Annotated in this window: 10 protein-coding genes; 3 read left to right on the top strand and 7 right to left on the bottom strand. The window is 55.3% G+C overall.

Annotation, left to right across the window (positions count from 1 at the left end):
- The first annotated feature begins 309 nt into the window (after positions 1-309).
- The 3 genes from IT971_RS20540 (at position 310) to IT971_RS20530 (ending at position 4,904) form a co-directional block, all read left to right on the top strand.
- Positions 310-2,076, top strand: a complete 1,767-nt coding sequence (locus IT971_RS20540) for a glucan biosynthesis protein (protein ID WP_223304902.1) — start codon at positions 310-312, stop codon at positions 2,074-2,076.
- Between the two features lie 112 nt (positions 2,077-2,188).
- Positions 2,189-4,282: a glucans biosynthesis glucosyltransferase MdoH gene (gene mdoH, locus IT971_RS20535; protein ID WP_230729274.1), complete on the top strand. Its 2,094-nt coding sequence runs from the start codon at positions 2,189-2,191 to the stop codon at positions 4,280-4,282.
- A 139-nt stretch (positions 4,283-4,421) separates the two neighbouring features.
- Complete coding sequence (locus IT971_RS20530) at positions 4,422-4,904, top strand: hypothetical protein (RefSeq protein WP_063092415.1); 483 nt, start codon at positions 4,422-4,424, stop codon at positions 4,902-4,904.
- Between the two features lie 488 nt (positions 4,905-5,392).
- Here the strand turns inward: IT971_RS20530 and IT971_RS20525 are convergent, their stop codons facing one another.
- The 7 genes from IT971_RS20525 to IT971_RS20495 are packed head-to-tail and all read right to left on the bottom strand — an operon-like array spanning position 5,393 to position 13,459.
- Positions 5,393-6,292 (bottom strand): NAD(P)-dependent oxidoreductase, encoded by a 900-nt coding sequence (locus IT971_RS20525; protein ID WP_063092416.1) that lies wholly within the window; start codon positions 6,290-6,292, stop codon positions 5,393-5,395.
- 21 nt (positions 6,293-6,313) lie between these two features.
- Entirely contained in the window at positions 6,314-7,120 is an 807-nt protein-coding gene (locus tag IT971_RS20520) for an enoyl-CoA hydratase/isomerase family protein (RefSeq protein ID WP_063092417.1), read from the bottom strand.
- A gap of 37 nt (positions 7,121-7,157) precedes the next feature.
- Entirely contained in the window at positions 7,158-7,688 is a 531-nt protein-coding gene (locus IT971_RS20515) for a thioesterase family protein (RefSeq protein ID WP_063092418.1), read from the bottom strand.
- A 55-nt stretch (positions 7,689-7,743) separates the two neighbouring features.
- Positions 7,744-9,528 (bottom strand): acyl-CoA dehydrogenase C-terminal domain-containing protein, encoded by a 1,785-nt coding sequence (locus IT971_RS20510; protein WP_063092419.1) that lies wholly within the window; start codon positions 9,526-9,528, stop codon positions 7,744-7,746.
- Between the two features lie 18 nt (positions 9,529-9,546).
- Positions 9,547-11,871, bottom strand: coding sequence for a 3-hydroxyacyl-CoA dehydrogenase/enoyl-CoA hydratase family protein (locus IT971_RS20505; protein WP_063092420.1), 2,325 nt, complete (start codon positions 11,869-11,871; stop codon positions 9,547-9,549).
- Positions 11,871-13,007: a thiolase family protein gene (locus IT971_RS20500; protein WP_063092421.1), complete on the bottom strand. Its 1,137-nt coding sequence runs from the start codon at positions 13,005-13,007 to the stop codon at positions 11,871-11,873. Before IT971_RS20500 ends, IT971_RS20505 begins: the two co-directional genes overlap by 1 nt.
- A 47-nt stretch (positions 13,008-13,054) precedes the next feature.
- The gene (locus IT971_RS20495) at positions 13,055-13,459 is read right to left on the bottom strand and encodes a MerR family DNA-binding transcriptional regulator (protein ID WP_062950364.1); all 405 of its coding nucleotides are present in this window, start codon (positions 13,457-13,459) and stop codon (positions 13,055-13,057) included.
- Positions 13,460-13,536: the final 77 nt, after the last annotated feature.

Below are 13,536 nucleotides of genomic sequence, written 5' to 3'. Positions count from 1 at the left end.
TTAATTCATCTGGTGCAAAGGCCGGTCATTAATTTGACCGGCCTTAATTCTTATGAAAATCCGATATTTTGATCTGCTAATGTTTTTCGGTTCGTCAAGATGGAAATCACCGCAATTCAGGGGGATAGCCCATGCAAAAATGCTGCTTTGAGTCTGGGCCGGAAAAGCGTAAAGACGCAAGATGCGGAATTTGAAATGCTGGCAGCACCGGATTCTTATCAATATGCTGTCACATTGCTGCCCCGTTCTTTAAGCAAAACATCTTTGGCGGGAAAATCGCCGATCAGTTGGAAAACTCAGACGGGAAATATGTACAGATTTCAAAAGCGTGTCACCAGTGTCTCGGTTCATGCTCTGCTTGCGGTTGCGCTGGCGGGGTTTTTAACGTTTGGGGCGAGTGGCCCGGTACACGCGCAGGATAGCAGCACTACGACCGAAACTTCGTCAGGCGAGCAGCCTGCTGTACCCGTACAGGCCGAAACGGCCAGCCCGGCAGCAGAAAGCACAGAGCCGGCGGCGGATAGTGCCCAAACCCCTGCTGATAATTCTGCTGAAAATCCTGTGCAACCTGCTGAGGGTGCGGCGGCACCAGAGACGGCTGAAAAACCGGCGGTTTCCGTGCCAGTGGCCTTTGATCCCGCACAGGTGATCGAGCGGGCGCGCAATCTTGCAAAACAACCGTTCGAGAATCCGCATCGTGAGCTGCCCGAAGCACTGGCAAATCTTAGCTCCGATAATTACGCGAAGATCCGCTTTAAATCCGAGAAAGCATTTTTCAGTCAGGCGAATTCGGGTTTCGCACTGGACCTTTATCATCCGGGCAACATGTATGACGTGCCGGTTGCCATAAACCTTATTCGTGAAGGTCAGGTGCAGGCTGTTCCCTATTCTGCGGGATTGTTCGATTTTGGCGAGACCGGCCTTTCGGGTAATGATTTCTCGACACAGGGATATGCCGGTTTCCGTCTGCGGTATCCGTTGGGGAATGTTGCAGGCAGTGATGAACTGGCGACCTTCCTTGGCGCTTCCTATTTCCGCATTCTGGGGCGTGATCAGGTTGCCGGGCAGATGGCGCGCGGCCTGACCATTGATCTTGCCGGTCCGTCCGGCGAAGAAATCCCGGTATTTCGTGAATTCTGGATCGTGGCGCCCAAACAAGGCGAGCGCACGATCACGGTATTTGCGCTTCTTGATAGCGTGCGCGTAACCGGTGCCTATCGGTTTGATATTCGCCCGGGTAACAACAGCAAAGTTGATGTCAGCAGCACGCTTTTCTTCCGGGATCGTGTCGAAAAGATCGGCCTTGCGCCATTGAACAGCATGTTCCTTTATGGCGAACAGAAGCGCCGCCGCCTTGATGATTATCGTGGTGAAGTTCATTCAAGTGATGGTCTTTTGATCAATAACGGTAAAAATGAATGGCTTTGGCGGCCGCTTGATAATCCGGCAAATCTGCAAATCAGTTCGTTCCTGGATGAAAATCCGCGCGGCTTCGGGCTTTTGCAGCGTGACCGGAACTTTGACCATTATCAGGATCTCGATACCCGTTTCGATCAGCAGCCGGGATATTGGGTGACGCCAAAAGGCGATTGGGGCAAAGGGCATGTTGAACTGGTCGAGATACCAAGCCCGAGCGAAGGTAACGACAATATTGTTGCCTTCTGGGTCCCGCAGAACAAGCCCGAGGCGGGAACCGAGCTGACATTCGAATATAAGATTGCGGCAACACAGGATGGAAGCGACCTGCACAAGCTGTCACAGGCGACAGATACGCGCATCATGCGTATCCAGTCTGAGGGTGATGACGCGCAGGCGGCAACCCGTTTCATCCTGAATTTTGCCGGTGAAGAGCTTGAATATTATCTGGCTGACCTCGACAATCTTAAAGCCAATATCAGCGCGTCCAATGCCGAAATACGCAATGTCCGTATCATGAAGGATTCGGAAAACGGTGGGGTTCGCGTGATCTTTGATCTGATTGGGACAGGTGACGCCCAAAGTTCAAATTTACGGGCCTTCCTGCAATATGACGACAGGGTGCTGAGTGAAACCTGGACGATGCCGTGGGTGTTTTAACGCCTTTGGCCCGAATCCCGCGGGCACAATTGCCCGTGTGGTGCGTTTTGCCCGACAGTCGCAAGTTGAATTCAGGGAAAAGTAAAACCTTATGAGCCGGATTTCCGATCCTATGCCTGATAGCGCAGCCAATCATGGTGTCAACGAGGATGACCTTGACCCGACAGTCAAACTGCGCGGGCCGGGTGTTGGATCACGGCGCATTTTCCTGTTTGGCGCATCGATTTTTGCGACCGCCTATGCCGCGTGGCTGATGGCCGATGTATTGGGGGCCGACCAGCTGACCGTCATGGAAATGGTGGTTATTGCGTTCTTTACGATCAACTTTGCCTGGATTTCAGTGTCCTTCTTTACCGGGATTGTCGGGATATTCCTGCGTGGGTTCGGGCTGGATGCGATTACGCTGAAACGGTTGAAGCCGATTGCGCGCAAAGGGTCGCTCAGATCCAGGAATGTGGTGGTGATCCCGGTTTATAACGAAGACCCGGACCGTGTTTTTGCCGGGCTTCGCGCAAGTTATGAAAGCCTTGTCGCGACGGGTGAAATCGATGCGTTTGATTTCTTTGTTCTGTCCGATACCCGTGATCCCGATATCTGGATCGCCGAGGAAGTCGCATGGGCCAAGGCCTGCGCCGATCTGAAAGCGCGCGGCAAGATCTTTTTCCGCCGTCGGGCTGAAAATACCGAACGCAAATCCGGGAACCTTAAGGAATTCTGCGAGACCTATGCGACGCATTACGATCACATGATCGTTTTTGATGCCGATAGTGTGATGTCGGGCGAGGCCATGGTGAATATGGCCTATCTAATGGAAAACAATCCCGATGCCGGGATCATCCAGAGTCCGCCGCAGCCGACCGGCCGCCAGACCCTGTTTGCCCGTATCCTTCAGTTCATTTCGCGTGTGCATGGTCCGACCATGTCGGCGGGTTTGTCATTCTGGTGCATGGGTAGTTCGAACTATTGGGGCCATAACGCGATCATTCGCGTGCAGGCGTTCATTGATTGCTGCGGGTTGCCTGTATTGTCGGGCAAGCCGCCGATGGGCGGGCATATCCTGAGCCATGATTTTGTCGAGGCCGCCTTTATGCGCAAGGCGGGCTGGCGTTGCTGGCTGATCCCGCAGCTTGAAGGTAGCTGGGAAGAATTGCCGCCGAACCTGATTGATTATGCAATCCGTGATCGCCGCTGGTGCCAGGGCAATATGCAGCACGCGCGGCTTCTGTTTGCGCCGGGATTCAGGCCGCTTAGCCGTCTTCATTTCTTTATGGGGGTCATGAGCTTTGGCTCATCGCCGCTGTGGCTTCTGCTGTTGCTGTCTTCGACGATTGCGACGCTGCAGAACACCCAACTGACCTATAGCTTCTTCCCCAGCCAGTTTACGATGTTCCCGCAATGGCCGGTTGACCGGTCGTTCGAGATGCTGGTGCTGCTGGTCTTTACCATCGGTATGCTGGTGGTGCCCAAAATCATCTCGATCCTGATGGTTTGCCTTGGCCGTGACCGGAAGAAATACGGCGGGGTCATGGTGCTGGCGAGTGGTGTTCTTGAAACGCTGTATTCCGCCTTGCAGGCACCGATCATGATGATGTTGCATGCGCAGTTCGTGTTTTCGGTTCTGACCGGTAATCAGGTGGGTTGGGATGCACAGGAACGTGACGATACGGGGGTACCGTTTAAGGCGGCATTGAAAACCCATCGGACGATCATCGTGATCGGCCTTATCTGGGGGGCGGTGGCGCTGTTTGTGGATACGGCCTTCTTCTGGTGGCTGTCGCCGATTCTGGCGGGGCTTGTTCTGGCACCGTGGCTGACGCATTGGTCAAGCAGCCTTGCCATCGGGCGTGCGGCGCGCCGGATGAAGCTTTTTGTGACACCCGAAGAAACCGAATCCCCCGAAGAACTTGCGACATTGGCGCGCCTGACAGCGGAAGCGCCCGATGAGGATGTCAAAGACGGGTTGCTGCGCCTGATCGAGGACCCGTTTGCCAACGCATTGCATTCGGCACTTTTGCCCGCGCGTAAACCTGATCGTCGTACCCAGATCGAGATCGGCATCATCTATGAAAAGCTGTCCCGGTTGGGCGTCGAAAGCCTGACAAAAGACGAGAAACTCAAGATTCTATCGTGGCCGGTCAAGCCTCTTGATCAAATTATGGCTGGCAAAAAGGACGAAAACGCAAAAATGCCCGCTAATTCGTCATAGTGCATTGATTTTCTTGCATAGGTCGCGCCACAAAAACGCCCTGATTTAATCAAAATATGCCGCGGTTTTTAGGTGATCATAATCCTTACCAAAGAGTTAATCATCGATTGTCGCCATTTAGCCCGAAGGGGCCGCAAACATGACTGATCTGACCATCGCATCAAAAGGCTTTTCCTACGCTGCTTTTGAATCTGCTGCTGTGACTCGCCTGATCGATGAAACCGCGCGTGCGTGGTTGCGTTCGTTCAGTGTTGATAATCCGCAGGCCCATCAGCGTCTGGTGAACGAATTGCGTACCGCCTTGCAGCAGGACACCGTTGCGACAACCGAAAAAGAAAGCATGCAGGACATCCTTGATCAGGCGGCCCATGATGCCATTGCAAGCTGGTTTGCCGATCTGAGCGGCCAGAACAACTGTTTTGGTTCTTCGGGCTTTGCCATGATGCGTTGTGCATTCCTGTCGGCAAACTGCGACAAGGCTTGGTCCGAGCGTTTCCTGGATCGTGAACACAGCAACAATGACCTGGCCCTTGCCCTGTCGGTACAGATGATGTGCCCGACCCCGGCGGTGAAAAGCTGTGTGATGCCGCGCCAGTCGCTGGATCGTCGCGCCGCGTCCTAAAAGAATTTACAGATTTGCGCTGACTTGTTTTACCCTCAACGTCATTTGCGCATTCCCAATGAAGCACTGCCATAAAGGCGGTGCTTTGTTGGTTTGGGGGCATGCAAAAAAGAACCCGCCCAAAAGGGCGGGTCGAGTTCAGCGGGCGAGTGGGACCTGATCCCGATTGAAATCAGATCCCGATGACGTCAGGGCACACACTCCCCAACGCCGACGAAAAAGGGTTCAGGCGGCATTAGAGCCTTGTCCGTTTAGATTGAAGCGTTTTGCCGGAGACATTCTTCTGTCCTGCAAGGAAAGGATCGCAGAGCGTAGCGGGGGGCTACGGTCAAGATCCTTGACGCTGCGGGGCAGAAGAATGTCCCGGCCCGAAGGGTTCGTGTTTGGCGACGTTTCGCTGCGTTACACCGCTTGAACGATGCCCCGCATCGCCCTGCGCGCTGTGCCTTGCAAAATCGTTCGCCAAACGCGAACAAAATCGCTTCAATCTAAACGGACAAGGCTCTATGGGCCGCGGACAGTTTTTCAAGAAGCCGGGCGACATTCGGATCGTTTTTGCCGTTTCGGTCCAGTTCAAGGAAGAAGTCCGGATAGGGCGATTTGCCCGGTGTCAGGTTATAGGTTTCGAAATCGGTGATCCCGATGGCTTCCAGCACGCTTTCATCGGTGAAGAAACCACCGGTAACGTCGCGTGCGGGGGATGTCAGGATGGCGTGCGCGGCATCGGCAAGAATTTCGGGGCTACGCGCACGGCCCTGTTCAAGGCCGGGGATCATGTTAAGGGCGGCGGTTTCGATCACGGTGACGGGCCAAAGCGAGTTAACGGCAACACCTTCGTCTTCGAATTCCGCAGCAAGACCAAGCGTCACGAGGCTCATACCGTATTTTGAAATCGTATAGGCCGTGTGATTGGCAAACCATTGTGCCGACAGGTTGGGCGGTGGCGACATGGTCAGGATATGCGGATTGTCCGATTTCATCAGATGCGGCAGGCAGGCCTGCGCACAGGCGAAACTGGCCCGGGTGTTGACCTGATACATCAGATCGAACCGCTTCATCGGTGTTTGCAGGGTCGGGGTCAGATTGATCGCACTGGCATTGTTGATCAGGATGTCGATCCCGCCAAAGGTATCAACGGTTCTGGCGACGGCATCGGCGATCTGGTCTTCTTCGCGAATGTCGGTTTTAAGGGCCAATGCTCTGCCACCGGCTTCCTCGATCTCGGTGGCGGCAGAATGAATGGTGCCGGGCAGTTTGGGATGGGGTTCATCGGTTTTGGCGATGATCGCAACATTTGCCCCGTCGCGTGCCGCACGCAGCGCGATTGCTTTGCCGATCCCGCGCGATGCGCCGGTGATGAACAGTGTTTTGCCAGCTAAACTTGCCATGATTTTCTTCCCTGAATTTTCTTATGATTTGCCAAATTGCGGGCTGCGTTTTTCGACAAAGGCGCTGACACCTTCGCGGAAGTCGTGGCTTCCGGCGCAATTGGCGAAGGCTTTGGCTTCCAGTTCCAATTGTTCGGCCAGATCGTTTTCGGGCGCGGTGTTGAGCAACGCCTTGGTGCGGGCAAGGGCATCGCGTGGACCGGCGGCAAGGCGGGTTGCATATTTGGCCGTCGCCGATGCCAGTTGATCGGCGGGGACGACCTTGTTGACCAGACCGCATTCGTGGGCGTCGGCCGCGGTGAACCGGTCACCCAGAAAGGCAATTTCCTTGGCCTTTTTCATGCCGACAAGGCGGGGCAGCGAATGGGTTGATCCGCCGTCGGGTGACGTGCCGATATGGATATAGGCCAGTGTGAAAACGGTTTCCTCGGCGGCAACCGCAAGGTCGCAGGCATTCATCAGGCTGATGCCAAACCCGGCAACCGCGCCATCAAGCTTTGCAATAACAGGGCGGGGCAGGGCGGTTAGGCGGATGATGATGTCATGCACCCGGTTGATCATGGTTTCGATCTGGGGGCGGGATTCTTCCACCGGGTTTTTTGATAGCTCATAAAAGAACTTAACATCGCCACCGGCCATGAACGTGCCGCCTGATCCTTCGATAATGACCGCGCCGATATTGGCAATGTCCGCCTCGATCCGATCAAGGGCATCACCAAATCCTTTGATCATGGACTGATCAAGTGCATTCATCCGGTCGGGCCGGTTCAGGGTGATCGTTGCGATCTGATCGGTGATCGACAGCAAGACGGCATCAGTTGAAGTCATAAGAATTCCTCCCGCGGGCTTGTGCCCGGTTCTTTTGTCAGGCGGCAAGCCGTGCTTCGATGGCGGTTTCCATGTCCGGCCAGCCTGAAAGCCAGTCGGGCATTATCGGTGACGTTTCATCCGCACCCACCAGCCTGCAAATCTGTTCGGGCGGGACGATGCCATCGGGGCCGACAAACACGGCCTTCACAACGCCAAGTGCCAGAGTTTTGCCCTTCGCGGTAAAGCGCTGTTCCAGATAGAAACCCTTGTCATCCCAATAAAGGGCCTGGGTTTCGAGTTTGAAGCGCTGAAACGGTTTGATCGCGCGCTTGAACCGCATGGTCGATCCGGACACGACCGGCTGCCATTTGCGTTTGAGCATCTGTCTGGCGATGCCGTTGCGCAGGATCAGTTCGGTTCGTCCCAGATCCATCAGGGCGAAGTAGCGCGAATTGGTCATATGGACATTGATATCCAGATCCAGTGGCCATGCACGGAATGACAGGACAGACGGATCAAGCGGATGCAGACCGGGCCGCAACCAGGACAAGACCAGCACACGGATCAGTCGGAAAATCAGATTCACGACAGGCTCCTTGTGCCGATATATGCCGGTTGAGGGATGCGGCCCGTTTGCATGATCAGAACAGATCCTCGTCCAGTTCCATCATGGTGCCGGACCCCGCCATCATCGCGCTGAACAGTGCGCCAGACTGCGGCAGGATGCGTTCCATATAGAATTTGGCGGTGATCAGTTTCGCCTTATAGAAACCGTCCGGATCGTCGTCCTGTTTCGCCAACGCGATTTCCGCCATGCGGGCCCACATATAGCCAACCGCGACCAGACCAAACAGGCGCAGGAATTCGGTGGCCGCGGCCCCGGCTTCGTTCGGGTTTTTCATGCCGCGTTGGGCCAGTTCACCGGTGGCCTGCTGCAAACGCATGAAGGCCTTCGCCAGTGGCTGGATGAAATCGCCAAGCCCGTCCTTCGATACGTTGGCTTCGATATATTCCTGCACCGGGTGGAAGAAACGCCGAAGGTAACGACCGGCCTTTGCCGGCATTTTACGCCCGACAAGGTCAAGGGCCTGAATGCCGTTGGTGCCTTCGTAAATCTGGGCGATGCGGGCATCACGAACATATTGTTCCATGCCCCATTCACGGATGTAACCGTGGCCGCCAAAGACCTGAACGCCAAGATTGGTGTTATCAAAGCCCCAATCGGTGAACAGGGCCTTGACGATTGGGGTCATCAGCTGGACGAATTCGTCGGCTTCTTCGCGTTTTACCGGATCGGCATGATGTTTGGCGGTATCAAGTGCGCGCGCCACCCATATGCCCATTGCCCGGCATCCTTCGTTGGTCGCGCGTGCGGTCAGAAGCATCCGGCGTACATCGGGATGGACCAGCAGGGAGTCGGCGGGGTTTTCGGGGCTTTTCGGGCCGGTCAATGCCCGGCCTTGCAGGCGGTCACGGGCATAGGCAGCCGCCCCCTGATAGGCGGCTTCGCCAAGTCCAAGACCCTGAATGCCAACCGAAAGGCGTTCCTGGTTCATCATGGTAAACATGGCGGGCATGCCCTGATGGGGTTCACCGACCAGATACCCGATTGCGCCATCAAAGTTCATGACACAGGTGGCGGATGCCTTGATCCCCATCTTGTGTTCGATCGACCCGCATTTGACCGCGTTGCGATCCCCAAGCGATCCGTCGTCGCCAACCATGAATTTCGGGACAAGGAACAGGGAAATGCCCTTGGTCCCCTTGGGTGCATCGGGCAGTTTGGCCAGAACCAGATGGATGATGTTTTCCGTCAGGTCATGTTCACCGGCCGAGATGAAAATCTTGGTGCCGGAAATGGCATAGGATCCGTCTTCAAGTGGTTCGGCCCTGGTCTTGATGATGCCAAGATCGGTACCGCAATGTGGTTCGGTCAGGCACATGGTGCCAGCCCACGTGCCTTCGACCATTTTCGGAAGATATTTATCCTTCAGTTCGTCCGAGGCGTGGCTGTGAAGGGCGGCGTAGGCCCCAAAAGACAGACCCGGATACATCCCGAATGACAGGTTGGTCGAACAGATCATTTCCTCGACCAGGGCATTGATCGTTTTCGGCGCACCCTGACCGCCATAGACGGGATCGCAGGCAATGCCCGTCCATCCGCCTTCGGCAAAGGTCTGATAGGCTTCCTTGAAGCCCTTGGGCGTGGTGACGACACCATCATCCCAATGACAGCCTTCCTCGTCACCTGTGCGGTTGATCGGGAACAGGAGTTCCTCGCAGACCTTGGCGGCTTCTTCGAGAACGGCATCGACGACATCCGGTGTGAAATCCTCGCATCCGGGCATCTGGTTGATGTCGTTATAGTCAAACAGTTCGGTCAGGACGAAGCGCATGTCGCGCAGCGGTGCTTTATATTGGGCCATTTTTCTGTCCTCCTCGTCCTAGTTTCGCAACGGCTTGCCGGTCAGAAGCATATGTTCGACCCGGGCCATGGTGCCTTCGTTGCGGACCAGACGCATGAAGCCTTCGCGCTCCAGTTCCAGAATGTCATCTTCGGAAAGTTCTTCGGTGATGTCGGTGTCACCACCGGCAAGAACCCTGGCAAGTTCACCTGCGACGACACGGTCGTAATCGGTGGCCTTGCCCAGACGATAGAAACCATCAACCGCCATCTCGAAGGCAACCCGCGCACTTTCGCCGGGCAGGCGATAGGTGAATTCTTCGGGTGCTTCGTAGCCATCGACCATGGAAAGCGCACGCGCCTTGGCATCGGCCAGCAGACGGTTGCGGTTCATGGTGATGCCGTCATCCGGGCGGAAGAACAGGTTTTCCTTGGCTTCCATTGCGGATTTGGCAACGGTTGCGACCGAAATGATTTCAAATGCCTTGGCACTGGGTGCCATTGGGCCCTTGGGGAATTTCGGGTTTTCCGACCAGCGACGGATCATTTCCTTGCACCCGCCCCAGGCCGGGATCAGGCCAACGCCGGGTTCGACCAGACCGATATAGGTCTCCCCATGGGCCTGCACCGCATCACAATGCAAAAGGACCTCGCAGCCGCCGCCCAGTGCCATGCCGCTGGGTGCGCCAACAACCGGGAAGGGTGAATATTTAAGGGCTTTGTAGGTTTCCTGACCGGTTTCAACGAGATTCTCGATTTCCGGCCACGCGGCGATATTGGCGGCAAACAAAGCCAGACCAAGGTTCGCCCCGGCGGAGAAATTGCTGCCTTCGTTATAGATCACCATCGCCTTGAACTGCTTTTTGACAGTCCGGATGGATGTCTTGATCATACCAAGAACGTCAGCATCAAGCGCATTCATTTTGGTATGGAATTCAAGACAGGCAACGCCATCACCAATATCCCAAAGCGATGCTGCGCGGTTACCGACAACCGGTTCGGATTTGCGTTTGATGTCTTCAAGCAGAAGAACACCGTCCGGGCGGACGACCTTGGCGTATTTGCCATCAAAACCAAGGAAGAACAGCGTGCCGTCTTCGATCTTGTAAAACGATTTCCCGGCGGCCTTTTTGAGTAATGCCGGGACCTCGATACCATCGGTTTCAAGCATGGCAATCAGAGTATCAACCCCGATGGCATCCATCAGTTCGAACGGGCCGGTTTTCCACGCATAGCCAAGTTTCATCGCGTCATCGACATCGACAATCGAATTGGCGGCTTCTTCGGCGATGAAGGCAGCATAGGCAAGGGTTTTGGCCATCACGGCACGGCCATAAAGGCCACCCTTGTCCTTTGCTTCCATCATTTTGCGCGGGTCTTTACCGGCAGAACGAACGCTTTCAAGGCGGGCTTTTTCCGATTTGGCGAATTCACCGGTCTGAAGATTGACGGATTCCTTGACCTTTTCGCCACCTTCGCGGTTCAGACGGTAAAAGCCGCCCTTGCCCTTGCGACCGGTATAGCCATCCGCGATCAGTTTTCCGACCAGATCACTTTCGCGGTAAATCGCGTGGAACGGATCGGATTTATCAAGGGCACCGGCCATGCTGGATTGGACATGCGGCATCAAATCCAGACCCACCAGATCCATCAGGCCAAAGACACCGGTTTTGGGAATGCCGAACGGGCGACCAATGACGCTGTCGGCTTCTTCGACAGTCAATCCCCGGTCCATGGCTTCGACCATGGCGGCCTGAATCCAGTAGACACCAAGGCGGTTGGCGATAAAGCCCGGTTTGTCATGGCAGATGACACAGGTCTTGCCCAGTTTATGGTCGGCAAATTTCGCGACCATATCGATGACACCGTTTCGGGTGACGTCTGATCCGACCAGTTCCAGCAGACGCATATAGCGCGGTGGGTTGAAGAAATGCGTGATGATGAAATCCTGCGCAAACCCGTCGCCCATGCCATCAATCAGTGTGGCAAGCGGAATGGTCGAGGTGTTTGACGAGACAACCGATCCCTTGGCTCGAACCGCATCAATTTTGCGGTATAGATCCTGCTTGATATCAAGGCGTTCGATGACGGCCTCGACGATCCAGTCGCATTTGGCCAGCTTATCAAGGTCGTCCTCGATATTGCCGCACGTGATCAGCTTTGCGACACGTTTGGACATGAACGGGGCCGGATCGGTTTTCAGCATCTTGGCAACCGCACCTTCGGCCACCGCGTTGCGGTTTTCTGATCCTTCGGGAACGATATCAAGCAACAGAACGGGCGTGCCCGAATTGGCGATATGGGCGGCAATCCCGGCCCCCATAACACCGGCGCCGATAACGGCGACCTGTTTGATGTTGGTCATTACATCGCCTCCAGAATGGTCGCGATCCCCTGACCCCCGCCAATACATTGCGAGGCAAGTGCGTATTTGCCGCCTTCACGTTTCAGAAGGGCGGCTGCCTTGCCAACAATACGTGCGCCCGTTGCGCCCAGCGGATGCCCGATGGCCAGCGCACCACCGTCGATATTGACGGTTTTGATATCCAGACCAAGGTCGGAAATGCTGGCGATTGCCTGCGATGAAAAGGCCTCGTTCAGTTCAACGACATTCAGGTCGGATGCCTTGATACCAGCACGTGCCAGCGCCTTTTTCGAGGCGCCAACCGGCCCGATTCCCATGATTTCCGGCAGGCAACCATCAACCGCGACGGACTTGATCCGTGCCAGCGGGGTCAGGCCGTGTTTCTTGGCATATTCTTCGGAGCAGACCAGAACGGCCGATGCGCCATCGGTCAGCGGCGAGGATGTGCCCGCGGTCACAACGCCATCCGCCTTGAAGGCCGGTTTCAGATCGGCCAGACCTTCGGCTGTGGTGTCGCCGCGAATGCAGCCATCTTCGGCGATTGTGCCATCGGGGCCTTCTATCGGAATGATTTCGTCAACGAATTTACCGGCGGATTGTGCCGCAGCGGCCTTTTTGTGGCTTTCCACGGCAAAGGCTTCCTGATCGGCGCGCGACAGGCTGTATTTGGTGGCGACGTTTTCTGCTGTGTCACCCATGCCCATATATGCCTCGGGCATTTCCTTATACAGGGCCGGGTTTGGCATCGGGTTGAAGCCCATCATCGGCACGCGCGACATGCTTTCGATACCGGCACAGATGAAGGCGTCACCGGCACCAATCGCGATTGCACCTGCTGCCTGATGGATCGACTGCATGGATGATCCGCAGAAACGGTTGACCGTAACACCGCCGACCGAACGCGGCAGACCGGCAAGAAAAGTAACCAGTCGGGCAACGTTAAGCCCCTGTTCGCCTTCCGGAAAGGCGCAGCCCAGAACCAGATCCTCTATCGTGTTGGGATCGATCCCGGTTTTATCCACCAGACCTTTGACAACCTGTGCAGCAAGATCGTCAGGACGGACCTTGGCAAGGGCACCTTTGCGTGCCGGGGTGAAAGGTGACCGGACATATCCGGCAATTACGGCATTGGTCATGGCGAAGTATTCCTTCCTGAGCTGTCAGCGATTCCGGAAAGCAATTGTTACGCTACCGGATCGAGTCCTTTTTCTTTAAGCGCATCAATCGATTGTTGTTCGATGTCACGCAATTCATCCAAAGTGACGTCCAGTGCCTGGCGTTGATCTTCCAGGGCTTCTATCCGTTCCCGGACCCGGGTCAGCAACATCCTGATCTGTTCGGCCTGGGTGGGGTCTGCGCCATAAAGATCCAGATAATCTGCAATCTCTTTCAGCGTGAAACCCAGTCTTTTGCCCCGCAGGATGATCAGCATTCTGGCTCTGTCCTGCCGGGTGTAGATCCTTGTCGTGCCGGCACGTTGTGGTGCTACGAGACCTTTTTGTTCGTAAAACCGGATGGTGCGTGGCGTAACCCCCAGATTTTCGGCCAGTTCGGGAACGGTATAAAACCGGTCGTCAATTTTCGTCATTTGATCGCCCCTATGGTATATATTTTTATCTTTACGTCAATTAGTTTACGTTAACGTCACTTGGATTTTTTCCATTC

Origin of the sequence: Thalassospira sp. B30-1 (assembly GCF_015767575.1) — a bacterium.
GTDB classification, from domain to species: domain Bacteria; phylum Pseudomonadota; class Alphaproteobacteria; order Rhodospirillales; family Thalassospiraceae; genus Thalassospira; species Thalassospira xiamenensis.
This window is presented reverse-complemented; position numbering and strand designations above follow the sequence as displayed.

Bases quoted from the DNA above. Each gene is read 5' to 3' on its own strand.
- IT971_RS20505 (WP_063092420.1), bottom strand. From the start codon at position 11,871: ATGACCAACATCAAACAGGTCGCCGTTATCGGCGCCGGTGTTATGGGG.
- IT971_RS20530 (WP_063092415.1), top strand. From the start codon at position 4,422: ATGACTGATCTGACCATCGCATCAAAAGGCTTTTCCTACGCTGCTTTT.
- IT971_RS20525 (WP_063092416.1), bottom strand. From the start codon at position 6,292: ATGGCAAGTTTAGCTGGCAAAACACTGTTCATCACCGGCGCATCGCGC.
- IT971_RS20500 (WP_063092421.1), bottom strand. From the start codon at position 13,007: ATGACCAATGCCGTAATTGCCGGATATGTCCGGTCACCTTTCACCCCG.
- IT971_RS20520 (WP_063092417.1), bottom strand. From the start codon at position 7,120: ATGACTTCAACTGATGCCGTCTTGCTGTCGATCACCGATCAGATCGCA.
- IT971_RS20540 (WP_223304902.1), top strand. From the start codon at position 310: ATGTACAGATTTCAAAAGCGTGTCACCAGTGTCTCGGTTCATGCTCTG.
- IT971_RS20495 (WP_062950364.1), bottom strand. From the start codon at position 13,459: ATGACGAAAATTGACGACCGGTTTTATACCGTTCCCGAACTGGCCGAA.
- IT971_RS20510 (WP_063092419.1), bottom strand. From the start codon at position 9,528: ATGGCCCAATATAAAGCACCGCTGCGCGACATGCGCTTCGTCCTGACC.
- mdoH (WP_230729274.1), top strand. From the start codon at position 2,189: ATGCCTGATAGCGCAGCCAATCATGGTGTCAACGAGGATGACCTTGAC.